General features: G+C 51.5%; 23 protein-coding genes and 1 pseudogene. 12 read left to right on the plus strand and 12 right to left on the minus strand.

The window, feature by feature from the left end:
- From JGF26_RS22400 to silE, 3 genes and pseudogenes are all read left to right on the plus strand, one after another.
- Positions 1-185: hypothetical protein (locus JGF26_RS22400; RefSeq protein WP_205733988.1), on the plus strand; the 185-nt coding region annotated here is incomplete at its 5' end.
- A 12-nt stretch (positions 186-197) separates the two neighbouring features.
- Positions 198-490 (plus strand): annotated as a pseudogene (locus JGF26_RS22565) (LysR family transcriptional regulator); the annotation flags it as partial.
- Positions 491-1131: 641 nt separating this feature from the next.
- Positions 1132-1563, plus strand: coding sequence for a silver-binding protein SilE (gene silE / locus JGF26_RS11760; protein ID WP_134708207.1), 432 nt, complete (start codon positions 1132-1134; stop codon positions 1561-1563).
- Positions 1564-1702: 139 nt separating this feature from the next.
- Here silE and JGF26_RS11765 read toward each other — a convergent pair whose 3' ends face one another.
- The 4 genes from JGF26_RS11765 to JGF26_RS11780 form a co-directional block, all read right to left on the minus strand.
- On the minus strand, positions 1703-2794 hold the full coding sequence (locus tag JGF26_RS11765) for an HBL/NHE enterotoxin family protein (RefSeq protein WP_128347701.1): 1092 nt from the start codon (positions 2792-2794) through the stop codon (positions 1703-1705).
- A gap of 35 nt (positions 2795-2829) precedes the next feature.
- The gene (locus JGF26_RS11770) at positions 2830-3717 is read right to left on the minus strand and encodes an HBL/NHE enterotoxin family protein (RefSeq protein WP_134708206.1); all 888 of its coding nucleotides are present in this window, start codon (positions 3715-3717) and stop codon (positions 2830-2832) included.
- Positions 3718-3828: 111 nt separating this feature from the next.
- Positions 3829-4971, minus strand: a complete 1143-nt coding sequence (locus tag JGF26_RS11775) for an HBL/NHE enterotoxin family protein (RefSeq protein ID WP_028018976.1) — start codon at positions 4969-4971, stop codon at positions 3829-3831.
- A 156-nt stretch (positions 4972-5127) separates the two neighbouring features.
- Positions 5128-5397: a hypothetical protein gene (locus JGF26_RS11780; RefSeq protein ID WP_134708205.1), complete on the minus strand. Its 270-nt coding sequence runs from the start codon at positions 5395-5397 to the stop codon at positions 5128-5130.
- 759 nt (positions 5398-6156) lie between these two features.
- On the opposite strand from JGF26_RS11780, the gene JGF26_RS11785 reads away from it, so the two are divergent.
- Positions 6157-6726 (plus strand): hypothetical protein, encoded by a 570-nt coding sequence (locus JGF26_RS11785; RefSeq protein ID WP_134708204.1) that lies wholly within the window; start codon positions 6157-6159, stop codon positions 6724-6726.
- A 42-nt stretch (positions 6727-6768) separates the two neighbouring features.
- On the opposite strand, the gene silA is transcribed toward JGF26_RS11785, so the two are convergent.
- Genes silA through JGF26_RS11805 form a run of 4 tightly spaced genes read right to left on the minus strand, consistent with a single transcriptional unit; the run spans position 6769 to position 12937 of the window.
- Positions 6769-9909 (minus strand): Cu(+)/Ag(+) efflux RND transporter permease subunit SilA, encoded by a 3141-nt coding sequence (silA, locus tag JGF26_RS11790; protein WP_134708221.1) that lies wholly within the window; start codon positions 9907-9909, stop codon positions 6769-6771.
- A 10-nt stretch (positions 9910-9919) separates the two neighbouring features.
- On the minus strand, positions 9920-11170 hold the full coding sequence (locus JGF26_RS11795) for an efflux RND transporter periplasmic adaptor subunit (protein WP_028018973.1): 1251 nt from the start codon (positions 11168-11170) through the stop codon (positions 9920-9922).
- An 11-nt stretch (positions 11171-11181) separates the two neighbouring features.
- Positions 11182-11523 carry a cation efflux system protein CusF gene (cusF, locus tag JGF26_RS11800; RefSeq protein WP_049007678.1) on the minus strand — a complete coding sequence of 114 codons (342 nt, stop codon included), beginning with the start codon at positions 11521-11523 and terminating at the stop codon, positions 11182-11184.
- A gap of 28 nt (positions 11524-11551) precedes the next feature.
- Positions 11552-12937 (minus strand): efflux transporter outer membrane subunit, encoded by a 1386-nt coding sequence (locus tag JGF26_RS11805; protein ID WP_134708203.1) that lies wholly within the window; start codon positions 12935-12937, stop codon positions 11552-11554.
- 162 nt (positions 12938-13099) lie between these two features.
- Between JGF26_RS11805 and JGF26_RS11810 the strand changes: the two genes are divergently transcribed.
- Together JGF26_RS11810 and JGF26_RS11815 are read left to right on the plus strand one after the other, a co-directional pair.
- Positions 13100-13783, plus strand: a complete 684-nt coding sequence (locus JGF26_RS11810) for a copper/silver response regulator transcription factor (RefSeq protein WP_028018970.1) — start codon at positions 13100-13102, stop codon at positions 13781-13783.
- Positions 13773-15227, plus strand: coding sequence for a Cu(+)/Ag(+) sensor histidine kinase (locus JGF26_RS11815; RefSeq protein WP_134708202.1), 1455 nt, complete (start codon positions 13773-13775; stop codon positions 15225-15227). The genes JGF26_RS11810 and JGF26_RS11815 overlap by 11 nt, the downstream gene beginning before the upstream one ends.
- 4 nt (positions 15228-15231) lie before the next feature.
- On the opposite strand, the gene JGF26_RS11820 is transcribed toward JGF26_RS11815, so the two are convergent.
- The gene (locus tag JGF26_RS11820) at positions 15232-16137 is read right to left on the minus strand and encodes a LysR family transcriptional regulator (RefSeq protein WP_129325121.1); all 906 of its coding nucleotides are present in this window, start codon (positions 16135-16137) and stop codon (positions 15232-15234) included.
- Between the two features lie 117 nt (positions 16138-16254).
- On the opposite strand from JGF26_RS11820, the gene JGF26_RS11825 reads away from it, so the two are divergent.
- Positions 16255-17670: an MFS transporter gene (locus tag JGF26_RS11825; RefSeq protein WP_167587201.1), complete on the plus strand. Its 1416-nt coding sequence runs from the start codon at positions 16255-16257 to the stop codon at positions 17668-17670.
- A 35-nt stretch (positions 17671-17705) separates the two neighbouring features.
- Here the strand turns inward: JGF26_RS11825 and JGF26_RS11830 are convergent, their stop codons facing one another.
- The 3 genes from JGF26_RS11830 to JGF26_RS11840 are packed head-to-tail and all read right to left on the minus strand — an operon-like array spanning position 17706 to position 20416.
- Entirely contained in the window at positions 17706-18701 is a 996-nt protein-coding gene (locus JGF26_RS11830) for a DUF2891 domain-containing protein (RefSeq protein ID WP_134708200.1), read from the minus strand.
- Positions 18702-18710: 9 nt separating this feature from the next.
- Complete coding sequence (locus tag JGF26_RS11835) at positions 18711-19697, minus strand: DUF979 domain-containing protein (protein ID WP_028018965.1); 987 nt, start codon at positions 19695-19697, stop codon at positions 18711-18713.
- Entirely contained in the window at positions 19694-20416 is a 723-nt protein-coding gene (locus tag JGF26_RS11840) for a DUF969 domain-containing protein (RefSeq protein ID WP_008501655.1), read from the minus strand. The genes JGF26_RS11835 and JGF26_RS11840 overlap by 4 nt, the downstream gene beginning before the upstream one ends.
- 201 nt (positions 20417-20617) lie before the next feature.
- On the opposite strand from JGF26_RS11840, the gene JGF26_RS11845 reads away from it, so the two are divergent.
- The 5 genes from JGF26_RS11845 to JGF26_RS11865 all read left to right on the plus strand — a co-directional run bounded on the left by JGF26_RS11845 (position 20618) and on the right by JGF26_RS11865 (position 24792).
- Positions 20618-21163, plus strand: a complete 546-nt coding sequence (locus JGF26_RS11845; RefSeq protein WP_134708199.1) for a winged helix DNA-binding protein — start codon at positions 20618-20620, stop codon at positions 21161-21163.
- Between the two features lie 142 nt (positions 21164-21305).
- On the plus strand, positions 21306-22001 hold the full coding sequence (locus tag JGF26_RS11850; protein WP_238934224.1) for a 5'-nucleotidase, lipoprotein e(P4) family: 696 nt from the start codon (positions 21306-21308) through the stop codon (positions 21999-22001).
- A gap of 121 nt (positions 22002-22122) precedes the next feature.
- On the plus strand, positions 22123-23109 hold the full coding sequence (locus JGF26_RS11855; protein WP_134708197.1) for an MBL fold metallo-hydrolase: 987 nt from the start codon (positions 22123-22125) through the stop codon (positions 23107-23109).
- Between the two features lie 95 nt (positions 23110-23204).
- Positions 23205-23492, plus strand: a complete 288-nt coding sequence (locus JGF26_RS11860) for a VF530 family protein (protein ID WP_134708196.1) — start codon at positions 23205-23207, stop codon at positions 23490-23492.
- A gap of 7 nt (positions 23493-23499) precedes the next feature.
- Positions 23500-24792 (plus strand): glycoside hydrolase family 10 protein, encoded by a 1293-nt coding sequence (locus JGF26_RS11865; RefSeq protein ID WP_134708195.1) that lies wholly within the window; start codon positions 23500-23502, stop codon positions 24790-24792.
- Positions 24793-24821: the final 29 nt, after the last annotated feature.

Below are 24821 nucleotides of genomic sequence, written 5' to 3' on the forward strand. Positions count from 1 at the left end.
GCTTCCGCTTCGCGAAGAATACTGATGATCTGTTCGTCGGAAAAACGCTTCTTCATGGGGATGTCCTCATGTGGCTTATGAAGACATTACTAACATCGGGGTGTATTAATCAACGGGGAGCAGGTCATTGCAGTCGATTCATGGCACAAAGCGGAAGAGCCAACAAAGCTGAAGGTCCGATGTGAGCGATATACGCCGTAAAGGAAGATATAGTTGCCCGGCGATTATCTCCAGATGTACGCTGAGTTATCGCCTCATCTCCTGACTACCAGGAACGCTACGGAACAACTGAACATTCAGATGATTTATTACACAATTGCTGGATAAGCAACCGTCTCAGCGAAGATCGTAGTTATCGCTGGGAGCGCTAAAGAAACGGTGAATCGTATCAATTAGTATGCCTGACTCACTGGCGGTCAATCAGCTTGAAACGGGTTTTGTGGCAGTATTGTGCGGGGCTAGCCAAATGCATTTACCGCTGCACCTGTTGTCGGAAAGGTACTATGCAATCGCACATCGGATATAAATTAATATTACTGAACCCTAAAAGCTGATCTAAATCACAAAAATAAAATGTTTAGTTCATGAACTAATGGACGCAACTGAGAGTGATTTATGGACAGTTTTCAACACAGTTATGAACCCGAAACTTAGTTCATAACTGTAAATTAGAATTTAAATTTTAAAAATATCATTTTAAAACAACTGGTTACACTAAATATTGTGATGCGTCAAATTATGTATATTCCTCAAACCCAGAATAGTTAAATTGAATCTGCCGTTCATACAGGCTACGATTAATCATACACTTACCGATCCCCCCAACTACCTGATTTTTCCTGGCGAACATTTTCATATTCACCTCTGTATATTATCGATGTAAACCCTGACATTCATGACAAAGATGTCATTAGCATGTCATGCAGCAAACAGAAGCCATTCGATATAATTAGTGCAACTTATCAGAAAGGCTGAATCACTTCATCAATACTCGGCGTCAGAGTATGCCAGGAAATGAATATCCAGCCCTCTCCCGGATAAATAAACACTGCCGAACCTGTTTCAGTTATGGAACTGAAAATATCGGTTGTACTTCCCCGGACATCACTAATTCAGAAATGGAGAGTTATCATGAAAAATATCGTATTAACATCTTTGCTGGGCTTTGGTTTAATTTCTTCGGCCTGGGCCACTGAAACCGTGGATATCCATGAGCGCGTCAACAATGTGCAAGCTCCTGCTCACCAGATGCAGTCTGCCGCGGCTCCTGTCAGGATCCAGGGTACTGTTCCTCGTATGACCGGTATGGACCAGCATGAACAGGCCATTATTGCTCATGAAACCATGACGAACGGATCGGCGGATGCGCACCAGAAAATGGTGGAAAGTCATCAGAAGATGATGGGAAATAACACTGTATCCATGACCGTCTCGTCAACGTCTTACGCAGCGATGGATGAGCATAAAAGAGCAGCGGTTGCCCATGAATTCATGAATAACGGTCAGTCCGGCCCACATGAGGCCATGGCCGAAGCGCACCGCCGCATGATCAATGCAGGCTGAATGCGATTGCATTCCCTGCTCTGTTTTGTACCACTCACCTTCAGCCAACAGCGCTGACGGTATACCGCCTTCGGACGGAAACAAGCCTGTCAGCCCGGCGGTTGCCGGGCAGCAGCAGCCAAATATTAATCTTCGCTTGTCATGCACTCGACTTCAGTTCATTTGCGGGAACAGTATTGAAAGGCAGCGGCCCTAACTGCATCACGCTTCCCGCCTGTTCACCTAGCTGTTGCCACTGGCGTTTCATCGCACTCAGCCTCAGTGCCAGATACCCCTTTGAACTCTGCTGCAGGTCGGTCAGCGTTTGCTGGTAGCTATCAGCAACGGTCTGCCATCCGTTGACCAGCAACTTAGCGGAATCAATGGCAGACTGAGAAAGTCTTTCACTGGCCGTCAACTGGTTATAAACCGTGTCAAAAACAGCCACCTCCAGTTCAAGCCCGACGAGATTGGTCAACGTTGTGCTGTACTCTTTTTGCGCTTTGACGATATCGGCAGAGCTTATGGTCATCGCCAGCGTTCCGCCTGCGACCAGGGTAATACCCGCAGCCAGAAGCGTTTGCGTTGCCCCACCGGTTTCGATAATTGTTGTGGCCGCAATGACAATCATGCCGATCCCTATAATGTCGCTCACCGCTCCCGCCGAAATCTGCACAATATCTGCATCCATCTGTTTATTCAGATCGTTTAGCTTCTGCCGGAGTGCCGATATTTCCCCTTTATCACCGGTAATTTGCGTCTGCACGGTTTCTTTAGCCGCTTTAAATGTGCTCTGACTGCTGTTGATCCCATTCACATAAACCTGGACGTTATCGACAAACACTCCCGTGGAAGTGACGTTTTTCTGAGCAAGAGAAAGCAACTGTTGGATACCCTGCTGGATATAATGAAGCTGGCTTTTATCCCCCATGTCATATTTTTGTGCCGCCGGAAGAAGTGCATCGACGTAAGCCCCCACCTGATTCGAAAAATTACGCACATTTACCAGCGAAGAGATGGCCGCCGGATTAATCGAAGATAACCATTCCTGCGCCTGATCGCGCGCAATAGCCTGCTGTGCAGGAAGATCGGGTAAAATATCTAAATGAATATTGGGTTGACATAATACAGTGCTCGCATAAGTCTGTTGAGCAATCGATGAAGCACCGATGCCCTGAATACCTGTCATTAAGGCATTGGTTGATGATGATTCAGTATCATTTTTCGCAGCTGCAATGGCTTGCATGATCATAATGAAAACCTCAAAGTCGTTAATTGGTTTTTGGCTTACTGCAATTGCTCAACGGTGCGCATCACTTCCCGCCAGTTCGCCTGTACGGTATTAACGGAGACTATAAGAAAATCCGCAGTCACCTGTTGTTGGGTGACCTCCGACAGGTCGGCCGTCACGGTTTGCCAACCATATTGAAGAGATTGTGTCAGGCCACACAAAATAGCGGTTCCTTTGGTCAATGCGTTCAATGCATCACTGGTGGCGCCGAGTTGTCCTATTTCCTGATAAAGCATCCCCGTTTCCTGTTGCGCCTGAGCAATCGCCTGCTCCGTGCTTTGCACATAGCCAGTTAATTCCATAATCGCGGCGCCAATCCCAAAAGTAAAAATGCCGATGATAATTTCCATCCTCTTTTTACTTTCAAGCTCAGCTTTCAGCGCATTCAGCTGAGCGTTAAGAGCCTCTAACCTTGCCCGATCGGCAGCTAATAACTGTTGCGCCCTTTGCTGATCGGCTAGCAAGTTCCTTGAGTCCGTCGTAATGTCATTATTAAAGGAAATAACAACCTCATTGAAATCATTCAGAGATGCAGATAGCGGCGTGCTGTCGGAGAGTAATTGCTTAATCTGCCCCTGAGCTTTTGTGAGATATTCCTGTCCGTCAGGCCCATTTAATTCAGAACGGATGTTGGCAACCGTAGAATCCAGCTCGTCTCCAAAATTGATAACCTCGGAATACAACGAATCCATTCTCACCACAATGTCAGACAGATAATAATTCGCATGATTGTGGACGGAGAGGATATTTCCATTCAGATCGGGGATCTGCGGATCGTTAATGGGCGGAAGCTGTTCTAATTGTTGTGCGACCTGCGTCATCTGTTGACGCACATTTTGTTGAGCCGTTAATGCCTGAGTAAAGCTGACTTTCAATGCTGGCATACTCTGAACCTTAGACACGGGTCACTTATTGGCATCATCGTGAAACGATGCGTCCGGTTTGTCTGTTAAAACAATCAGACCCTCACGGGCCTGATTGATGATTAATAAACGCTATGCAGCAGCCAGCCGTGCAAACGTCGCCGTTGGGTTAGGCAACAGGATCCCACTGCTGGTGACCGATGCGTTGCTGACCGGTAAAGAACCATAATCCAATAGCTTACGGGCATGATTGCCAACATCATCCCAGTCCGCTTTCGCCGCATTGAGTTGCGCGATCAGGAAATAGCCTAAATCAGGGGTCGCGCTGGTCAGCGCCGACTGGAAGACAATAAAGTCCTGTTCAAGCGTCTGCCAACCTGCCAGTAAAGAACCCGCGGCCTGAACCGCAGCGGATGCCTGGCCCGAAAGATTCTGAACAATCGTATTCACGTTTTTGGTGGCAGAATACTGTTGTTGTAGTTTTGTTTTGGTCGTAATAGCCGTGCTGAGCGCGCTGGTTTGCTTGGCATAGTCAACTCCCCCGGCAATGGCAACACCAGCACCGGCCCCGACGACCACCAATCCACCGACAATCAGTGCGGTACTGACACCTGCGGTCGCAATTTCCGCCAGTGCCCCCACGGCAATCATTAATCCTCCTACCACTGCAGCGGTTGAACCCGCTGCAATCATAGTCAAGTCTTTACTCATGGCGGAATTAATAGCGTCGATCTGTTTCCCCAGTGCGGCAATTTGTCCGTCTTTACCGGCTAATGCCGCTTCTGCCGTAGTAAAATCACTGGCGAAATTGCGGGCATCTTCGGCAAGCGTGGTCTGGAAACCGCCCACTGAATTAACCACGTTATGCGTAGCGGTTTGTTTTTGAGCGACCAACGCCTGAAGTTGCTGAACACCCAGTTTAAAAGTATTAATTGATGCTGTGTCCGAAGGGTTTTGCTGTATTTTTACCGCCAGCTTAACCAAAGGATCATAATAGGAATCAAAATTGTTAGAGAAGCTCACAATATCCGTATTGGTTGAGATCATTTGCGGCTGTATGACATCACGCCAGGATGTGGCATGGTCTCTGGCCTTTGCCTGATGTTCCGGTAGATCGGGTAATATATCCGGCAGGGAGAGATCGGCCTGCGTTAAAATGGTGCCGACATAGTTTTGAATGATCACGGCTGCTGTGGTAGAGGCATCAGCGCTCGCTTTCATGTTATTACTGTTAATCGATGGATTGGTGCCAGCCTGTAGAATATGATTTAGCATTATTAAATACCCTTTCAGTTACTAAGAACGGAGTGAACTCTTTGAACTCGGTTAAATATAAAACACCAAGTTAATAAAAATCACTTATTTAAGAAAAGACCGTCAAAGTCTGGAATGCTTTCCTAAATCACGCATTGACACAGTATTAATTGAAATTCAGATTCTGGTGATTCCGACAATATGTGGAGCGCCCTGCAAAGGCTGGAAGATTTCAACAATAGATTCCCACACCACTAATGCAGGCGGAATTGAAGCAAGGCACTTGAAGCGATAATTTGTCCCGGCCACTAACTGCGTTGAGACGGCCTGCGGCTCATACGTTACACCAACAAATCCCGCCATGGCTTCTTTAAATACCTGCCAATCTTTTTCGGTCAACGTATGATAAGTCGTCCAGCCACCAACAATAGTCTCTTGATTCGACATGATATTTCCTCGATATTAGTCATCCTACTCATTTGGCTTTTCGGAGTTCGCCCCATCTATTTTGAAATGGTTTCTGGGATCCATTTATTTCCATACAGATTTGTCAATAAAGCCCCCGCCAGCTTCAATCTGGCAGAAGCTGCTTGTGATATATTTTATATTTTTGCCAATGCAATAACTGGCAATCAGAACGTTCTTAAATATGGGTGGTGTAATCACTTCCCGCAACTGACTTTAATAATACGGAATTTCATTTTGCCGCACCATTAATTACATAGTGAAATACACCACTTAACGACGAAAACAAAGCATTAATAACAGATACAGCCAATTTGACCAGAGCAAAATCTCAAGTGGCTAATTATTATCAGAATAAATACCACCCCATTCAAAATTAGGCAAAAAAAATAGTTCTTGTTTTTAATTAACAATTAAGTAATCATTAATTGTTAATCTATTTATTAATCAAAACTTAATTGCAGAAATATTTTTATATTTTGATTTGTCGACATTTTTTGGGTTGAAATAAAAAAACGCAAAATCACCTGCGTTTTTTTTCTTCATAAGCCAAGGTCCGGCAGCCCTCGATGATCTGCAGCCAATGGAACAGGCGGTCCGATGCCTCTATCAGCAGGTTGTTAATGCAGGCGAAGCGCTTAGTCATCAACCCGTCAGGAATTGGATGATGACTTCCCTGCCCTTGACTGGCTGCGTGCGGTTACGCCACTATTCTTACCTAACTAAACGCTGAGTATTCGAATGCTTAAAGTTTTAACCCGTCGCCTGCAACACTGTAACGAGGTGGCCGCTAGCATAAACAATGCCACCACGACACAGCTGCAGCAGCTCAAGACGCAGCTGGCCAAAGAAATGGGTAAATCCCCAGGACTACATACCATGGGCATTCCGGCGGCGATCAGTACTCTCGGGGTGATTGTCAGTTTCGCTATTCCTCAGTTGTGGCTGGGGTATGGCGTACTCGCCGTACTCGGCCAGCCAGCCGAACGCGTATTCGTGTGGGTTGTGCTGATCGCCCTGCTGTTCGCCGGTATAAACGGCGTGACCATGTTTATGATTGGCAAAGGCAGTATGCGCGCTGTGCGTTTACATCTTACGCTGGCAGTAATAAGCCTGGTGATAACGGTAATCTATCTGCTGGCCGCGCTGAGCGGTAGCGCTTCTCCGGGCGTCAGTCTGACCGCAGTGCTAGTGAGCATTGTGATGTTACTGCTTACCGGCAGCTCTATTCTTTCCACCTCCTTTTATAAGATGCTGCTGTTTACTCTGCATAACAGTGCCTGGCGCAAGCTTATCAGCCAGACGCGCTAAACATTCATCTCGTAAAAATCCCGCCACTAGAGCGGGATTGTTTTATGATTGTTTATGCCTGCGCAGCCAAATTAACTTGTACGCCGCAGGAATAATAAACAGCGATAACAGCGGAGCCGTGATCATTCCCCCAATCATTGGTGCTGCTATCCGGCTCATCACTTCTGACCCCGCACCGGTTCCCCAGAGAATAGGCAGTAAACCTGCAATGATCACCGCAACGGTCATCGCCTTCGGTCGAACACGCAGTACGGCACCATGATAAAGCGCTTCATCGAGCCCCTCTGCGGTAAATGTTTCCCGATGAGATAACTCCGGATGCGCTTCAATGGCATGTCGCAGATACATCAGCATGACCACACCAAACTCGGCTGCAACCCCGGCAAGAGCGATAAACCCGGTGCCTGTTGCCACAGACATATGGAAGCCCTGCCAGTAGAGGAACCATATCCCCCCGACCAGGGCGAAAGGTAGACTCATCAGGATCAATAAGGCTTCATCTACGCGACGGAATGCCAGGTACAGCAGAATGAAGATGATCATCACCGTCATCGGCACCATCAGCTTCAGTTTCTTGTTCGCGTGCTCGAGCAGTTCAAACTGTCCGGAGAATGACACGCTGGTACCTGGCCGCAGCTTCACGTTCTGACTGATGGCCGTCTTAATGTCATTTACCACCGATACCATATCCCTGCCCCGCGCATCGATGTAAATCCAGCTGGCGGGCCGGGCATTCTCCGTTTTCAGCATCGTGGGGCCGGACACGACCTTAATATCAGCCACATCTCCCAGCGTGATCTGCTGTTTCATCGGCGTAAGGATCGGCATCTGTTTCAGCGCATTTGGGCTGTTCCGGTAGTCCTGGGGATAGCGGATATTTATTGGATAGCGGGCGACACCTTCCACCGTTTCACCTACCGTCGCCCCGCCGATGGCCGAAGAGACGAACAATTGCACATCGCCCACCGTCATCCCATAGCGGGAAGCTTTTTCCCGGTCGATGTCCACATCAATGTAGCGCCCCCCTTCCAGGCGTTCTGCCAGGGCAGAAACCACGCCCGGCACCGTTTTGGCTACTGCTTCAATGCTCTGCGCCGTGGCATCGATATCAGCCAGAACGGTACCCGACACCTTGATGCCAATGGGGCTTTTTATCCCGGTTGAGAGCATATCAATGCGGTTGCGGATAGGCGGGACCCAAAGATTTGCCAGGCCAGGTAAACGAACGGTTTTGTCCAGTTCGTCAATAATCTTGTCAATCGTCATGCCGGGCCGCCACTGAACTTCCGGTTTCAACTGTATCGTGGTTTCTACCATTTCGAGCGGTGCGGAATCCGTTGCCGTTTCGGCTTTACCGGTTTTGCCAAAAACAGAGGCGACTTCAGGAACGGTTTTGATGAGTTTATCCGTGGTCTGCAGGATCGCGGCGGCTTCAGCCGGCGAAACGCCTGGCAAGGTTGACGGCATATACAGCAGGTCCCCCTCATTGATCTTCGGCAGAAACTCACCGCCAACCTGGCTCAGTGGCCAGATAACCGTGAAGATGGATAACGCCGCGACCAGCAGAGTGGTTTTCGGCCAGTGAAGCACCCTAATCAGTAGCGGATGATAGGCCTTAATCAACAGCCGGTTCAGTGGATTACGGGTCTCAGCAGGGATCTTCCCGCGTATCCAGAACCCCATCAGGATAGGAATCACGATGATAGCCAACGCGGCCGCACCCGCCATGGAATAGGTTTTTGTAAACGCCAGCGGACCAAACAACCGCCCTTCCTGCCCTTCAAGGGTAAAAATGGGGATGAACGATAAGGTGATGATCAGCAGACTAATAAACAGCGCAGGGCCCACTTCGACGGAGGCGTTAGTGATAACCTTCCAGCGCGTGGCGTTGTCAATCTGTTTCCCCGGATGCTGGTGATCCCACTCCTCCAGCCGTTTGTGCGCGTTTTCAATCATCACGATGGCCGCATCCACCATCGCGCCAACGGCAATAGCAATGCCTCCCAGCGACATGATATTGGCGTTCAGCCCCTGGAAGTGCATGACAATAAAGGCAATACACAGCCCAAGCGGCAGTGAGATAATCGCCACCAGCGCAGAGCGTACATGCCACAGAAACAGCGCACAGACGATGGCGACCACAATAAATTCTTCGAGGAGTTTAGAACTCAGGTTATCTATGGCCCGGTCAATTAACTGGCTGCGATCGTAAGTAGTCACGATCTCGACCCCTTCGGGCAAACTCGCCTTTAGCGTTTCCAGTTTATCTTTCACCGCCGTAATGACGTCGCGCGCATTTTTGCCCGAACGCAGGATCACGACGCCACCAGCGACCTCTCCCTGACCGTTAAACTCTGCTATCCCACGCCGCATTTCCGGGCCTGTTTGTACGCGGGCAACGTCACGCAGATAAACCGGGATCCCGTTTACACCGGTTTTCAGGACAATGTTATTGAAATCATCAATGGTCTGGAGATAACCGCTGGCGCGGACCATATACTCCGCCTCCGCGATTTCAACAGATGATCCCCCTGCTTCCTGATTAGACGATTCAAGCGCCTGCTTAACTTCCGGCAGGCTGATACCGTACTGGGCCAGTTTTAACGGATTGACCTGAATCTGATACTGCTTAACCACACCGCCCACGGACGCGACTTCAGCCACGTTCGGGATGGTTTTGAGTTCAAATTTCAGGAACCAGTCCTGCAATGAGCGCAGTTCTGAAAGATCGTGCTTTCCACTGTGGTCAACCAGAGCATATTCAAATATCCAGCCCACCCCCGTGGCATCAGGGCCGATTTCAGAACTCACCCCCGCAGGCAGTTTGCCCTGAACCTGATTAAGGTATTCCAGAACGCGAGATCGGGCCCAGTACAGATCGGTGCCATCTTCAAAAATAACATATACATACGAGTCGCCGAACTGAGAAAATCCCCGCACGGTCTTTGCGCCTGGCACCGACAACATGGTAGTCGTAAGCGGATACGTGACCTGATTTTCAACAATCTGCGGGGCCTGGCCTGGATAGCTGGTTTTAATAATCACCTGAACGTCAGACAGGTCGGGCAAGGCGTCGACCGGGGTATTGATGATGGTCCAGGTACCCCACACGCTGAGGAACAGCGCCCCCATCATCACCAGGAAACGGTTGGCGACTGACCGCCGGATAATCCATTCAATCATCATCGTCTCCTTAATGACCTGAATGCGTGTCGTCAGTTTTTTCAGCACGGCGCATACGTTCCAGCGCACCGGTAATATTGGCCTCGGAGTCAATCAGGAACAGACCGCTGACCACCACCGAATCCCCTTCGTTCAGTCCAGTATCAATAGCGGACTGCTGCTGAGATTCGTGCAGAACGTGGATCTTTTTGGGCACAAAACGACCATCAGCATCGACGGTAATCACACGCTGTTCTTTGCCGGTGTCTATCACGGCCTGGGATGGGATCAGCAGCATTTCCGGGCTTTGGGTATTCAGTTTCAGAAACGCATTCATGCCCGGTTTCAGGAGCTCATCCTTGTTTGATACCTGCAATCGCACCTGCAATGTGCGGGTCGTTTGATCCACGCTGGGCAGAAGGTTCCATTTTTCGACCGGGAACGATTTATCCGGATAAGCGGGTACGGAAATATCAAACTGCGACGAGTTTTTCAGCAGATAAGCGATAGATTCAGGTACTGCAGCGCTGATCCAGACCGGATCCATTCCCTGAATTTGCGCGACCACTTTCTCTTTAGAAATATTCATACCGGTACGCAGGTCAAAAGCCGTGATCACGCCGTCAATCGGTGCCTTTATGGTAAACCGGGTCTGGATAGTCCGGGTTGCACGTAGCCTCTGAATGTCATCGTCCGGCATGCCGGCAAGCCGAAGCCGTTCCAGAACCCCCTTTATTTGCGTGGGTGTACCGCCGGTACCGGATAACAGCAGAAACTCACTCTGCGCCTCAACCCAGTCCGGTATGGTGATATCAATAAGTGGCGTGCCTTTCTTCACATGATCGCCAATTGTCAGGGGGTACACTTTCTCAACAAAGCCTTCCGAGCGTGCCTGAACAATGACGAATTGATATTCGTTATAACTGACGTTAGCCGGGATCGTCTGGGAGTAATTCAGTGCTCCACGGGTGACTTTTTGTGTTTTTAACCCCAGATTCTGAACCTGAGTCGGATCAATACGTATACCGGCACTGCTTTTTTCGCTATTTTCATCCGCATATTTCGGCACCAGGTCCATATCCATAAACGGCGATTTACCGGGCTTATCGAATTTAACGTCTGGTTTCATCGGGTCATACCAGAAAAGTACCTTTCTTTCAGATGCGCTATTTTCTGTTTTTTCAGATGCATGAATTGTTTGCCATGCCGTCACGGATATCACTCCTCCAATCAGGAGACTGCTGATAATCATGGCGGCATATTTTATTTTGAAAGAGGTCATGCCATTCCTCTCTATTTAATGCTCTTAAGTAAAGAGATATTGCCCTGCTGAACAAATGAAAAATCAACATGACGACCTGGTTTTAAGGCATTGATGCTCTCGTCAGCATTAGTAAAAGTGAAACGCATGGTCATTGCAGGCCAGCCGATTGCAGGTATAGCTTCGTGAGAAATCGTGACTTTTTTATTCGTGAGGTCAATGTCTTTCACGACACCCGTGGCGTTGATGATTTGCTCTGCGCCGGCATCACTGGCGACACTCATCTCCTCATGCTGATGAACTTCAGCCTGAAGGCTGGCAGAGAACATCACAGAGATCGCACCGAATACAACGGCTTTAAGAGAATTACGCATTTTTATTTTCCTGTTTAATTAAATAAGTTTACTCAGCCCAACCGCCACCCAGCGCGGTGAAAAGATTAATTTCATTAACCTGCCGGGAATAGATAAGGTCGAGGATGTTTTGTTGCGTAGAGAAAAGCGAACGTTCCGCATCAAGCACATTCAAATAACTGACCGCGCCACTGGAATATAACCCTCGGGCACGCTGAAGCGTTATTTGCAGCGAATTAAGATAACGCTGCTGTGCATCAAGCTGCTGGTTGATGCTGTCTCGCAACGCGAGCGCGTCAGCAACCTGTTTGAAAGCGGACTGAATTTTCTGTTCATAATTAACAACGGACTGCTGCTGGCGAATTTCAGCCAGTTTCAGATTGGCTTTATTCCTGCCCGCATTAAAAATGGGGATCTCAATTTTAGGGATAAAATTCCACATCCCACTCCCTGGCGTAAAGAGGCTGGATAATTCCGTGCTGCTTGTCGAAAGACCACTGGTTAACGATATGGACGGGAAAAAGGCCGCACGTGCCGCGCCGATACTGGCATCAGCCGCTTTAAGCTGATACTCCGCTTCCATAATATCCGGACGCTGCAGCAGTATTTCTGATGACAGATGCGGCGGCAGTTTTACTGGTGCAATATCGCTGGCGTCCATCTCTTTTTCGGACGGGAGCGCGCGATAGGTTCCAAGAACCAGCTGCAGGGCATTGTTGGCCTGCGACAGTTCCCCTTCTCTTTTGGCAATTTCTGCCCGGGTACTTTCAATTTGCCCACGAGCTTGTTCAAGCGCCAGGACGTTCGTGCTGCCGGTCACCAGCTGTTGCTCAACGAACGCCAGGGACTGCTGGTAATTTTTCAGCGTATCCCGTGCAATACGCAGTTGTTTATACGCCAGTTGTTGGTTGAAATAGCTCTGCGACACATTCGAGACGAGCAAAATATGCACGGCGCGACGCGCCTCTTCACTGGCGAAATAATTTTGTTGGTCAGCCTCACTCATGTTTCTGAGCTTGCCGAAGAAATCGAGATCGTAGCTAAGCGCAATACCCGCGTCATACTGTTGTGTGCCAGGTTTGTCACCTTTCAGACCACCGCTGTAAGTGATACCAGACGATCCATTCAGCTGAGGATAACGATCTGCGTCGGTCACATTGAACTGTGTCCGGGCCTCCTCAACCTTCAGCGCGGCCATTTTTAAATCTCGATTGTTATTCAGGGCTACGGTAATCAACCCGGCGACCTGAGGATCAGCAAAAAAATGACGCCAGCCAGTGTCCTGATATCCCGTCACTGCGGGTGTGAGGCCGTTGCGTGAAAGCGAAAATTGCTGAGGTACTGGTGCCGCCGGTCGCTGGTAGTCAGGTGCCAACGAGACGCAGCCTGCCAGAATAAATACCGTGCTGATGATAAGTCGTTTTAACAGGAACATAACGGTTCAAATGAAGTCCAGAGTATTGTTAGGGCTACTCTACTGAACGCATCCTGTTTGACGGGTGACAGGATAATGACAATGTTGTCATTTTTACCCTAAGTCATTGTTAACGATCGCAGGCTCACTAGAATGTCATCAGCAGTCAGTCAGGGGAGCAAGATGAAAATATTGATCGTTGAAGATGAAATTAAAACCGGTGAATACCTCAGCAAGGGGCTCACTGAAGCAGGGTTTATTGTCGACCACGCTGACAATGGTCTGAATGGGTACCATCTCGCCATGACCGCCGAATATGATCTACTGATACTGGATATCATGCTTCCCGATGTGAACGGCTGGGATATTGTCCGCATGCTTCGTTCTGCCGGAAAAGGCATGCCGATACTGTTACTGACTGCCCTCGGCACGATCGAACACCGGGTTAAGGGGCTGGAGCTGGGGGCAGATGATTATCTGATTAAGCCATTTGCTTTTGCTGAGCTTCTCGCCCGGGTGAGAACGCTGCTAAGACGCGGAAATACGGTGATCACAGAAAGCCAGTTTCAGGTGGCGGACCTGACGGTAGATCTCGTTTCAAGAAAAGTGAGCCGCGCCGGAAACCGTATTCTGTTGACCAGCAAAGAATTCAGCTTGCTGGAGTTTTTCATGCGTCATCAGGGAGAAGTGCTCCCCCGCTCCCTGATAGCCTCCCAGGTTTGGGATATGAACTTTGACAGCGACACAAACGCGATTGACGTTGCGGTGAAGCGACTGCGGGCGAAAATAGATAGCGATTATGAGCCCAAACTGATCCAGACGGTGCGCGGCGTGGGTTATATGCTGGAGGTCCCGGATGCGCAGTAAGCCCCTCAGGCGCCCTTTTTCTCTTGCTCTGCGGCTAACCTTTTTTATCAGCCTCTCCACGATCCTGGCCTTTTTCGCCTTAACCTGGTTTATGCTGCATTCCGTTGAAAAACACTTTGCCGAGCAGGATGTTAACGATCTGCAGCAAATCAGCACCGCGATGCAGCGCATCTTGCAGTCCCCGTCAGAACCCGATCAGAAGAAAGTCAGTAAAATCAAAGAGTCGATTGCCAGTTACCGCAACGTTGCCGTCCTGCTTCTTGATCCGCAGGGAAATGAACTGTTCAGCTCGGCACGAGGGGCGGCATTACGCCCGGCGATGAACTCGGCAGACTTTAGCATGCACCGCCGCGCACAGGACGTATTTCTCTGGTCGGTAGAGGAACCCGCCGGGTCAATACACGCCGGGTCTGATATGAAAATGGAAACGTACCGGATTATCGCCTCTTCAGGAACAGCGACGCTGCAGGGAAAAACGCAGCGCTATGTCATGCTTATCGGGCTCTCCATTAATTTCCATCTGCACTACCTTGAGGCGCTGAAAACAAATCTGTTTGCGATCGCCACGGCGATCGGCCTGCTGATTATTCTTATCGTTCGAATCGCGGTTCGCCAGGGACACCTGCCGCTGCGTAACGTCAGCAACGCCATTAAAAACATCACCTCTGAAAATCTGGACGCGCGGCTGGAGCCCTCCCGCGTGCCTGTCGAACTGGAACAGCTGGTGATCTCATTCAACCATATGATTGAAAAAATTGAAGATGTCTTTACCCGCCAGGCCAACTTCTCTGCCGATATCGCGCACGAAATCAGAACGCCCATCACGAATCTGGTGACGCAAACCGAAATCGCGCTGAGCCAGAACCGTTCGCAAAAGGAGCTGGAAGATGTCCTGTACTCAAGCCTTGAAGAATACAACCGGATGACCAGAATGGTCAGCGATATGCTTTTCCTCGCCCAGGCGGATAATAACCAGCTCATTCCTGACAGGGTCATGTTCGACCTGAGCGCAGAGGTCGTTAAAGTGTTCGATTTCTTTGAGGCGTGGGCGGAAGAACGCAACGTATCGCTGAAATTCAACGGTATGCCCTGCCTGACGGAAGGCGATCCGCAGATGTTCCGAAGAGCAATTAGTAATCTGATCTCTAATGCGCTGCGCTATACCCCAGCAGGGAAAGCGGTCACCGTCTCGATCAGAGAACAGGAAAGCGATTTTGAACTGGTGATTGAAAACCCCGGAACCCCCATCCCGGAAGAACATCTGCCAAGGTTGTTTGATCGTTTTTATCGGGTTGATCCATCCAGACAACGTAAAGGTGAAGGGAGCGGCATTGGGCTTGCCATCGTCAAGTCCATCGTCACTGCGCATCACGGTAAAGTGCATGTGGAATCGGATACCGTATCGACTCGCTTCATCCTCACCGTACCGCGAAAAGGTGTATGAGTCGTCAGCGTACCGCCCGACACACGTCGCGAACCTTCTCTCTGAGCCACTGATGACCAGGGTCCCTTTCCATTCGCGGGTGCCACATCTGTGAGACCGTAATGGTTCGGGTCCTGAAGGGCAGTTCAAAGACGTGCGCATGCCCGGTCATCGGTTGATTCAGCAAATACAACGCCGGCACCATCGCGATCAGATCGGACGTCAGCGCGACGGATAATGCCGTCGGAAAACTGGGCACCACGCTGGCGACTTTACGTTTCATCCCTAATTCCGCCAGCGCCTCATCGACAAAACCGTGTAACGATCCGTCGGGCGAGGCGACCACATGCCCCCAGGAGACATAGTCATTCAGGCTCACTGTCGGGCGTGACGCAAGCGGATGCCCCTTGCGCACCGCGCCAACAAACCGATCCTGAAATAACCTTTGCAGACGGATTTCAGGCCCCATATTGCTCTGCACGCCAATTTCCAGGTCAACTAATCCCTCGCGAAGATAGCGCGACGTTTTCTCCGGTTTCGGGGTGAAACGGATACACACGTCAGGCGCGACGTCCGCCACGGCGGCAATCAGCAAGGGTCCAAACGCCACCACAAAACCGTCGTTGGCTCTGATGGTGAACAGCCGCTCCAGACTTTCCACCTTCAGTGTGTCGGCAGAGGGTTGCAGCACCGCCCTCGCCTCATGCACGGCGCTTCTGGCGCGGTCCCGTGTGGCTTCGGCCCAGGGTGTCAGTACCATATGACGCCCGGCTCTCACCAGGATCGGATCGCCAGTCACCTCCCGAAGTCTGCTCAACGTACGGCTCATGGCGGAGGTACTCAGGTTTAAACGCCGCGCCGCGCCCGCAACACTGGCTTCAGCCAGCAGGATGTCGAGCGCAACAAGCAGATTAAAATCGGGATCGGTCACGGTGGTTCCTCATATAAGGCGTTTAATGCAACGATAAGTTGCAGGTGCTGCGTCTTCCGCCCTGTATACCCCATGGTTATAGTTTCGTCATCAACATTCTTATCTGGAGTTACGATGATGATGCTATTTTCAAATCAACCCGGCGATGAAGGGCTGCCGGGAGATGAACGCGCCCGGGTCATGGCTGCAGTGATGACCACCACGCTGATGGGCGTCTTTGATGGCACCATGATCAATATAGCGCTGCCCTCCATGGCGAATGCCATGCAGGTGTCCGCGAATGTCGCGGTCTGGTTTGCGAATGGTTATCTGTTGTCGGCGGCAATGACACTCGCCATTTTCGCTGCGCTGGCGGCTCGCATTGGCTATCGGCGGGTCTTTCTGGCCGGGCTTACCACCTTTACGCTCACCTCCCTCGGCTGTGCACTGGCGAAAACACCCGAGGTGTTGATCGGAATGCGTATATTGCAGGGTATCGGCGGTGCGGCCACCCTCAGTATAGCCCCGGCGATACTGCGATCCGTGTTCCCCGGTCGACTGCTTGGCCGCATTCTGGGGTTACACGCTCTGCTTATCGCCTCCAGTACCGCGATTGCGCCCGTGCTGGGCGGCACGATACTGGACACACTGAGCTGGCAATGGTTGTTCGCCATTAACATTATTCCAGGAAGCATTGCCTTGCTGCTGGCCTGGAAGGCTCTTCCTCGCAAAGCGGCTGTTGATAGTGCTCCCTTTGATACGATGGGGGCTGTGCTCTCTGCCGCACTGTTAGGTTCGACGATCATGACGGCCAACAGTTTTCAGAACGTGTTACAAAGCGCTGGTCAGGAAAGCGTGACGTGGGCGCTTATCGCCATGGTCAGTGCCATCGCCTTTATCTGGCATATTCGCCGCAGCCGGGCGCCATTACTGCCCCCCGTCATGTTCAAAAATAGCCGCTTTACACTTGCCGCGTTGACCTCTCTGGCTTCATTTGTGAGTCAGGGCATCACGTTTGTCGCGCTGCCGTTCCTGTTTCAGAGCGTCTATGGCTACAGTCCGGTCGTTTCCGCCCTGCTTTTCACACCGTGGCCAATCGGTATCGTGCTGATTGCCCCGCATGCCGGGCGTTGGGCGGATACGCTTTCAGCACCGCTGATCTCGACCATCGGACTGATTATTTTTGTCGTCGGGTTGGTTCTGCTGGCGACGTTACCTTCCAATCCTTCCGCATGGAATATCTGCCTGCGTAGCCTGGTTTGCGGTGTGGGGTTTGGTTGCTTCCAGAGCCCCAATAACCGGGAAATGCTCTCGAATGTGGCACGGGAAAATGCCAGTTATGCGTCCGGGGTGTTGTCTATCGTCCGGACATTTGGTCAGTGTCTCGGCGCTGCCGTGGTAGGCGTTCTGCTGACCGTCGCCGCAGCACCCGAACATCAAACGCTTGATGAGCAAACGGTCCATCTGGCGCTGTGGATCGCCGTGATTGCCTCAACGGGATCGGTATTGTTTAGCCTGAGCAGGCTACGTCCCGCAGTCCGGGCCGCAGCCTAAACCTGGTGCAGCGCCTGAAGGCGCTGCACCTTCGTTTATTCCAGAGCGAGCAACGCAAAGCTCGCCAGCCAGTGTCCGCCGCTGTAGTGGCTACCCACCACATGCTCTACGCTTGCGGCAAGATGTTTTGTCACGGCATCACGCAATGCCTGCTGTGCCGGATGGTTTGCCGGCAATGCTTTGGCAATATGCTTCATACACCAGGCACGGCTCAGGTTTAATCCGTCCAGATGAGCAATTTTCGGGTCGGTTCGGTCACTCACTTCCGCCGGGTTCATCAGTGCCGCAATCGACCCCACCTCCGGCAGAAACGCGTTAAACCACGCCGGGAAGTCCTCTGACACCTTGCTCATCAGTAACGCTTCGGTCAACGCACCGGAAATATACTCATCACCGCCGGGTTCGTAGTGGGCCGGATAGCGCGTGTCGGCAAGATAAAACCGCTCCGCCGCCGTCAGAATATCCTGCTCAAGCGCGCTATCTTCCACTGCCCGGGCGTAATCAAGCGCCAGGGCGAGCGCAAACGCCGTGTTGTAGTGCGTCCCGACGCGGATCGGATAGGTGAGCTTGTTCAGGTAATCTACCAGCCTGTCGCGAATGTCCAGCGTTAAGGGTTGTAGTGCCTGATACCAGCCTGCGGCCTGAGGCAACGACGACTGTTTCAGTTCCTGGGCCAGCGCCAGCAGCCAGCCGTAACCATACGGCCGCTCAAACGACGCGCGGAACGGTGCGGTGAAATAGGCCAGCTCCTTCGCCACGTTCTCTTCAGTCAGGTGCTCAGCGAAGAGCGCGACAATCTCCTCTCTGCACGGCAATTCTGGATAAAGACGCACGCAGCGCAGCAGCAGCCAGTAGCCGTGCACCGCCGAATGCCAGTCAAAACAGCCGTAGAAAATCGGGTGCAATTCGCGAGGTGGCAGAACATCTCCATCATCATTCAGCAGGTGCATAATGTGGTTCGGATATTCCTGGCGCAAATAGGTCAATGGCATGCGGGCAAACGCGTCAGCCTGATGTTGCGTTAATTCCATAACAGCTCCTTAGCGAAACACGAGGAAATACATTAAGAACACGTTCACCACCAGCAGGGTTAACGCGGTTGGGATCTGGATCTTGATCACCTGATATTTGTCTTTCAGCTCCAGCAGCGCGGCGGGAACGATATTGAAATTCGCCGCCATCGGCGTCATTAGCGTGCCGCAATAGCCCGCGTACATGCCAATCGCCAGCAGCGGCGCCGGGTTGCCGTGATGCACGTTGATCAGGAACGGTAAGGCGATGCCGGCACTCAGCACCGGGAAGGCCGCAAACGCGTTACCCATGATCATGGTGAACAGCGCCATACCCACGCAGTAGATGACCACCAGCATGAAGCGGCTATCCGGGTTAACGAACAGGCTCACCACTTTCTGCACTGAATCGCCCGTATTTGCCGCCACAAATACCCCGCCGAGCATGGCCAGCATTTGCGGCAGGATCACCGCCCAGCCGATGGTATCAACAAGACGACGGGACTGACGAACCGCATGCAGCGGCGTGCCTTTAGTAAGCCACCAGCCTGTGAGGATCGCCGCGACACAGGCCACGCAAAGTGCCGCCAGAGTGAGCTGTTTCTGATCGAGCAGGAACACACCGCCTACAGAAACCCCTTTCAGGAATAACGTCCCGAGAACCGTCACCACCGGGATCATCAGTGCGGGCAGGAACAGCCAGTTTTTGAGCCGGTTTGACGAGGCAACCCGTTCTTCATCGGAGGCCATTTTATAGTGCCCTTTCCCGACCAGCCCAAAACCCGCCAGCAGCGCGATAACGATAACGCCGCCGCCAATAATCCGGTAGGCCAGCGATTTACCGAGCTCCTGCACCATCAGGTCGCCAAACAGGAAGATCCCGCCGAATAAAAACCAGAACAGCGCAGTGGTAAAGCGTTTAGGATTGGCGCGATCGCGCAGGGTCATCACAACCAGCAGCATTACGACAAAACCAATCAGGTAGTACACGCGGTTAATGGTAATAAGCGTCATCATTGCGCGGCCTCCTGCGTTCCCTGCTCCGCGCGCCAGGCCATCACGTCGCGACGGATGCTCGCATCCAGACGCAGCAGGCGCGTCATATGAATAATCAATGCCGCAATGGCGGTCGGGATGGCCCACAGACCAATATGGAGCGGTTCAATGCCCTGAATGCCATTCTCTTTCAGGAACGCGTCAATCAGCAGCACCGCGCCAAAGGCAATAAAGATGTCTTCCCCAAAGAAGACCGCGATGTTGTCACACGCGGCGGCATGGGCTTTGATTTTGTCGCGAATGTGCTGCGGCAGCTCGCCATATTCGTTCAGCGCCGCCCCTTCGGCCATCGGTGCCAGCAGCGGACGTACCGTCTGTGCATGACCGCCCAGCGACATCAGACCCAGTGCAGCCGTACCTTCACGAGCGACAAAGTAGAGCATCAGAATACGCGCAGATGTGGCGCTGGCGATCTTCGCCACCCAGGCCTGGGCGCGCTCTTTAAGCCCGTAGTACTCCAGCAAACCGATAACGGGCAGGATCAGAATGAAGGTCGCCAGCGATCGGCTATTCACAAACTTCTCGCCGAAGGTTTCCAGCAGCATGCCGAAATCCATGCCGACCAGCAGACCCGTCGCCAGCCCCGCCACCACAACCACCAGTAGCGGGTTGAAGCGCAGTGCAAAACCAATAACCACGATCGGTATCCCGATCAGCGGTAACAGCGTAGTACCGTCCATAAACGTTTACCCTATCGAAAGTGAGCGTTGCGCGCCGACGGCTATTTTTTTAATTTGCGGCGAGCGATGTTGTGTTTTGTTGGCAGGCTTCGCAAAACCTGCGCTAAAAAGCTATATCTGAACCTCAAAAACATGTAAACAAATTATCAATAAAATGTTCTTATTTTATCGACGAGTTTACATTTCTGGCTAAGGAACCTTATGACCACAAAAAAGAGTGCTTCAACACCTCACGACGATTGCAATGATGGCCGTATCGTCTCCTCCCATCATCTGGTGTCTGCGCGTTGTGCAGAATTATCGGAACTGGAGTACGCATTAATCATGACCAGCAATGCGTTTAACAAATGGATGGTGCGCTGTATGGCCGCAGCTGGTGAGCCTGATATGGGGGCGTTTGACGTTTCGCTGCTGCATCATGTGAACCACCGTGACCGCAAGAAAAAGCTGGCCGATATCTGCTTCGTCCTCAATGTGGAAGATACCCACGTAGTGACCTATGCCCTGAAAAAGCTGGTCAAAGCAGGCTACGTGACGAGCGAGAAAGCGGGTAAAGAGCTCTTCTTCTCCACTACGGAGGAAGGTAAAGCGTTATGCATGAAATACCGTGATGTACGGGAAGCGTGTCTTATCAATATTCAGGCAGAGAGTGGCATTTCAGGGGCATCTATTGGAGAAACCGCACAACTGTTACGCACCATATCATCACTGTATGACACTGCGGCCCGGGCGGCAGCCTCACTGTAAGTTGAGTTGCCACATAAGATTCATTTTTCTGTCATTGAACTCCATTACGCTTTCGTGATTTTAACAAGGTGTTGAGGAAAGAAGTGTGAATTCAATGGCTAAGGTATTACTGCTGGCATTACCCGTATTCAGTACAACGGCAATGGCGGCTAATCGCGACCTGTGTGAACCCAAAGCGTATGAAATGGCCCTGCGCTATCAGCAGAAATCGGCCGAGATTATGGCGCTTCAGATGCAGACGTATCGGTTTGCTACTGAACGTTTCAATGAAAAATTAAAAGATCTGAAAACGCCAGAGAATTACGCCGTCGTCATGGATCTGGATGAAACTGTCCTTGATAACACCCCTTTACTGGTGCGCGATACGGAACAGTGTCACGATTTTACCCAATGGGACACCTGGAGTGACTGGGAGAAACAGGGAAAACCGGGTTTGATCCCTGGCGCGAAAGCCTTTCTTGACCACGTGAATCAAAGCAAAGTCCGTATTTATTATGTTTCGGATCGTATGCAGGAAAACAAAGCCGACACGCTCAATACGTTAAAATCTCTGGGACTTCCACAGGTTACAGACGAGAGTGTACTTCTGGATACGGTCAGCAAAGAAGAGCGTCGCCAGAGTATCCTCAAAAAACAGCAGATCGTGATGCTGTTCGGCGACAGCCTGCCGGATTTCGCCGTGCAATTTAAAAACAAAAAACCGAGCGAGCAGCAACGTGAGCTGGTTGAGGCCAGCGCTGAACACTTCGGCAATGACTGGATTGTGCTGCCTAATGCCGCTTACGGCTCCTGGTCAAAAGCCACGCCGGATAGCTGGAACGCACCGCTGAAAAAATAACGTCTTACGAGCCGGGAATGGGACCTGCACCACCCGGCTATTATGCTGGCTCCTGTCATTATTAGGTAGGTTCTTCTATTTTTACGGAGAAGTAAGATGAGCGCTTTCAAAGGAGACTCTTATGCTTACCGTGAAAAAACTTGCTCTGTCCACGCTGATATCCAGTGCATTACTTCTCTACCCTTCATTACAGGTTTTGGCAAATACGCCTCAGCACGTTGTTGAACAACCAGCTGGCGGATACCGCGTTCAGGTCGGCGATATTATCGTCACTTCGTTTACAGACGGGAGCGTCGCTCAGGATCTGCATAAATTACTGCGCCGGACAACGCCGCAAAAGATTGATGCTTTGCTCGCGAAAAATTTCCAGACCAACCCGGCTGAAGTGTCCATTAACGCTTTCCTGATTGCGATGCCCGGACACAAAATCCTGGTGGATACCGGTTCAGGCCAGCTCTTTGGCCCCGGTAACGGTGGACGTCTGATTGAGAGCCTTGCCACGCAGGGGGTTAAGCCGCAGGACATTACCGAAATCCTGCTCACTCACGTCCATTCCGATCATGCTGGCGGCCTGGTGAAAGACGGTAAGCCGGTGTTCAGCAATGCGCGCGTTTTCGTTGGAAAACCGGAAATCGACTTCTTCTTTAACGAAGACAATCAGAAAAAAACGGGTTACGGGCAGAACTACTTTGACGTCGCGCAGAAAACGTTAAAACCTTACCTTGATGCCGGTAAAGTGGTGCCTTTTAGCGGCACTTCTGAGATCCTGCCGGGCATTACCGGCACGGTTCATCCCGGCCATACCCCGGGTTCGGCATTCTATACCCTGGAAAGTAAAGGCGAGAAGATCACCTTCGTGGGAGACATCATTCATGCCGCGGCGGTCCAGTTCCCGCAGCCCGAAGTGACCATCACCTACGATGAAGATCAGAACAAAGCGGCACGCATGCGCGAAGAGGCGTTTGCGGGCTTTGTGAGAAATAAAGACCTGGTTGCCGCGCCCCATCTACCGTTCCCGGGTATCGGCTATGTCACCAAAGGCGAAAACGGCGGCTATGGGTGGGTGCCTGTCACCTATACCAACCGGGACGCCAGCCGTGCGGAATAAGCATCAGCGCGGGATGTCATTGCCGCTTCCCGTGCTTTCTTGTACCCTTTCACCGGTTAACCCAATCACATTAAAATTGAGACATCCGGACGCTTATGACTGCACACATTTCTAACGATCCTTTGCATGGCGTAACGCTGGAGATGATGGTCAACGCCCTGGTGACGAAATATGGCTGGAACGAGTTGGGCGACCGAATCAAAATTAACTGTTTCAGAAAAGATCCCAGCGTTAAATCGAGCCTGAAATTTTTGCGCCGTACCCCGTGGGCGCGCGCGGAAGTCGAAGCCCTGTATCTGGACTCCCTCAACGATGAAGGACTCGCAGAACAGGAAACGCCCGCCTTTAATCCCTGGGCTAACAGTCGGATTATCAAGAGCTAATACGCAAATGACGCGACATGTAAAACGGATTGGTGCGCTGGCTGGCTGCGCGCTTTTACTTGTGAGTTGCTCCTCAAAACCACCGAAATCACTGGTTACCCCTCTTCCCACCGTCAGTACACCGACGCAGCAGTCCAACGAGCCGATGCGCGGGATCTGGCTGGCGACCGTCTCCCGCCTCGACTGGCCACCGGTCGCATCAGTGAATGGCCGCAGCGCTGACCAACGCATCGCGATGCAAAAGCAGGCACTGACCAGCAAGCTCGACAATCTTAAGCGGCTAGGAATTAACACCGTGTTTTTCCAGGTGAAACCGGACAGCACGGCACTCTGGTCGTCAAAAATTTTACCGTGGTCAGATATGCTGACGGGCAACATCGGCGAGTATCCTGGGTACGATCCGCTGCAATTTATGCTGGATGAAGCGCACAAGCGCGGCATGAAGGTGCATGCCTGGTTCAACCCATACCGCGTGTCGACCAACACCAAACCCTCGACCATCGCCGCCCTGAACCGGACGTCATATCAGACCCCGTCCAGCGTCTATGTCCAGCACCCGGAGTGGGTACGCATTTCTGGCGATCGTTTCGTACTCGACCCGGGCATTCCGGAAGTGCGCGACTGGATCACCCGAGTGGTCACCGAAGTGGTGGCAAACTACCCGATAGACGGCGTGCAGTTTGATGATTACTTTTATGCTGAATCACCCGGTTCGGCGCTCAATGACGGGAAGACTTACCGGCAGTACGGCCAGGGATTTGCCTCAAAAGCCGACTGGCGCAGGCACAACACGCAGCAGCTGATCGTGCAGGTTTCCCGCGCGATTAAACAGACAAAACCCGGTGTCGAGTTTGGCGTCAGCCCGGCTGGCGTGTGGCGTAACCGTTCATTTGACCCGGCAGGCTCGGACACACGGGGTGCTGCAGCCTATGATGAATCCTACGCCGATACGCGTCAGTGGGTGCAACAAGGTTTACTCGACTACATCGCCCCGCAGATTTACTGGCCTTTCTCCCGGGATGCTGCGCGCTACGACGTGCTGACCAAATGGTGGGCCGACGTCGTTAAGCCGACCCACACTCGCCTGTATATCGGCGTTGCGTTCTATAAAGTGGGCGAACCGTCGAAAAATGAACCGGACTGGATGGTTCAGGGCGGCGTGCCGGAGCTGAAAAAACAGCTCGATTTGAACGATTCTCTACCCAACGTGAATGGTACGATCCTGTTCAGGGAAGATTACCTGAACCAGCCGCAGACCCAGCAGGCGGTTAACTACCTGAAAGGTCGCTGGGGTAGCTAAGTGAAGAGCAGGCAGAAACGCCCCGTTTC

Origin of the sequence: Enterobacter sp. E1 (genome assembly GCF_016809815.1) — a bacterium.
GTDB lineage: Bacteria > Pseudomonadota > Gammaproteobacteria > Enterobacterales > Enterobacteriaceae > Enterobacter > Enterobacter adelaidei.

Excerpts from the sequence above, each read along its gene's own strand:
- silE (WP_134708207.1), top strand. The coding sequence starts at position 1,132 with ATGAAAAATATCGTATTAACATCTTTGCTGGGCTTTGGTTTAATTTCT.
- JGF26_RS11765 (WP_128347701.1), bottom strand. The coding sequence starts at position 2,794 with ATGATCATGCAAGCCATTGCAGCTGCGAAAAATGATACTGAATCATCA.
- JGF26_RS11770 (WP_134708206.1), bottom strand. The coding sequence starts at position 3,717 with ATGCCAGCATTGAAAGTCAGCTTTACTCAGGCATTAACGGCTCAACAA.
- JGF26_RS11775 (WP_028018976.1), bottom strand. The coding sequence starts at position 4,971 with ATGCTAAATCATATTCTACAGGCTGGCACCAATCCATCGATTAACAGT.
- JGF26_RS11780 (WP_134708205.1), bottom strand. The coding sequence starts at position 5,397 with ATGTCGAATCAAGAGACTATTGTTGGTGGCTGGACGACTTATCATACG.
- JGF26_RS11785 (WP_134708204.1), top strand. The coding sequence starts at position 6,157 with ATGCTTAAAGTTTTAACCCGTCGCCTGCAACACTGTAACGAGGTGGCC.
- silA (WP_134708221.1), bottom strand. The coding sequence starts at position 9,909 with ATGATTGAATGGATTATCCGGCGGTCAGTCGCCAACCGTTTCCTGGTG.
- JGF26_RS11795 (WP_028018973.1), bottom strand. The coding sequence starts at position 11,170 with ATGACCTCTTTCAAAATAAAATATGCCGCCATGATTATCAGCAGTCTC.
- cusF (WP_049007678.1), bottom strand. The coding sequence starts at position 11,523 with ATGCGTAATTCTCTTAAAGCCGTTGTATTCGGTGCGATCTCTGTGATG.
- JGF26_RS11805 (WP_134708203.1), bottom strand. The coding sequence starts at position 12,937 with ATGTTCCTGTTAAAACGACTTATCATCAGCACGGTATTTATTCTGGCA.
- JGF26_RS11810 (WP_028018970.1), top strand. The coding sequence starts at position 13,100 with ATGAAAATATTGATCGTTGAAGATGAAATTAAAACCGGTGAATACCTC.
- JGF26_RS11815 (WP_134708202.1), top strand. The coding sequence starts at position 13,773 with ATGCGCAGTAAGCCCCTCAGGCGCCCTTTTTCTCTTGCTCTGCGGCTA.
- JGF26_RS11825 (WP_167587201.1), top strand. The coding sequence starts at position 16,255 with ATGATGCTATTTTCAAATCAACCCGGCGATGAAGGGCTGCCGGGAGAT.
- JGF26_RS11830 (WP_134708200.1), bottom strand. The coding sequence starts at position 18,701 with ATGGAATTAACGCAACATCAGGCTGACGCGTTTGCCCGCATGCCATTG.
- JGF26_RS11835 (WP_028018965.1), bottom strand. The coding sequence starts at position 19,697 with ATGATGACGCTTATTACCATTAACCGCGTGTACTACCTGATTGGTTTT.
- JGF26_RS11840 (WP_008501655.1), bottom strand. The coding sequence starts at position 20,416 with ATGGACGGTACTACGCTGTTACCGCTGATCGGGATACCGATCGTGGTT.
- JGF26_RS11845 (WP_134708199.1), top strand. The coding sequence starts at position 20,618 with ATGACCACAAAAAAGAGTGCTTCAACACCTCACGACGATTGCAATGAT.
- JGF26_RS11850 (WP_238934224.1), top strand. The coding sequence starts at position 21,306 with ATGGCGGCTAATCGCGACCTGTGTGAACCCAAAGCGTATGAAATGGCC.
- JGF26_RS11855 (WP_134708197.1), top strand. The coding sequence starts at position 22,123 with ATGCTTACCGTGAAAAAACTTGCTCTGTCCACGCTGATATCCAGTGCA.
- JGF26_RS11860 (WP_134708196.1), top strand. The coding sequence starts at position 23,205 with ATGACTGCACACATTTCTAACGATCCTTTGCATGGCGTAACGCTGGAG.
- JGF26_RS11865 (WP_134708195.1), top strand. The coding sequence starts at position 23,500 with ATGACGCGACATGTAAAACGGATTGGTGCGCTGGCTGGCTGCGCGCTT.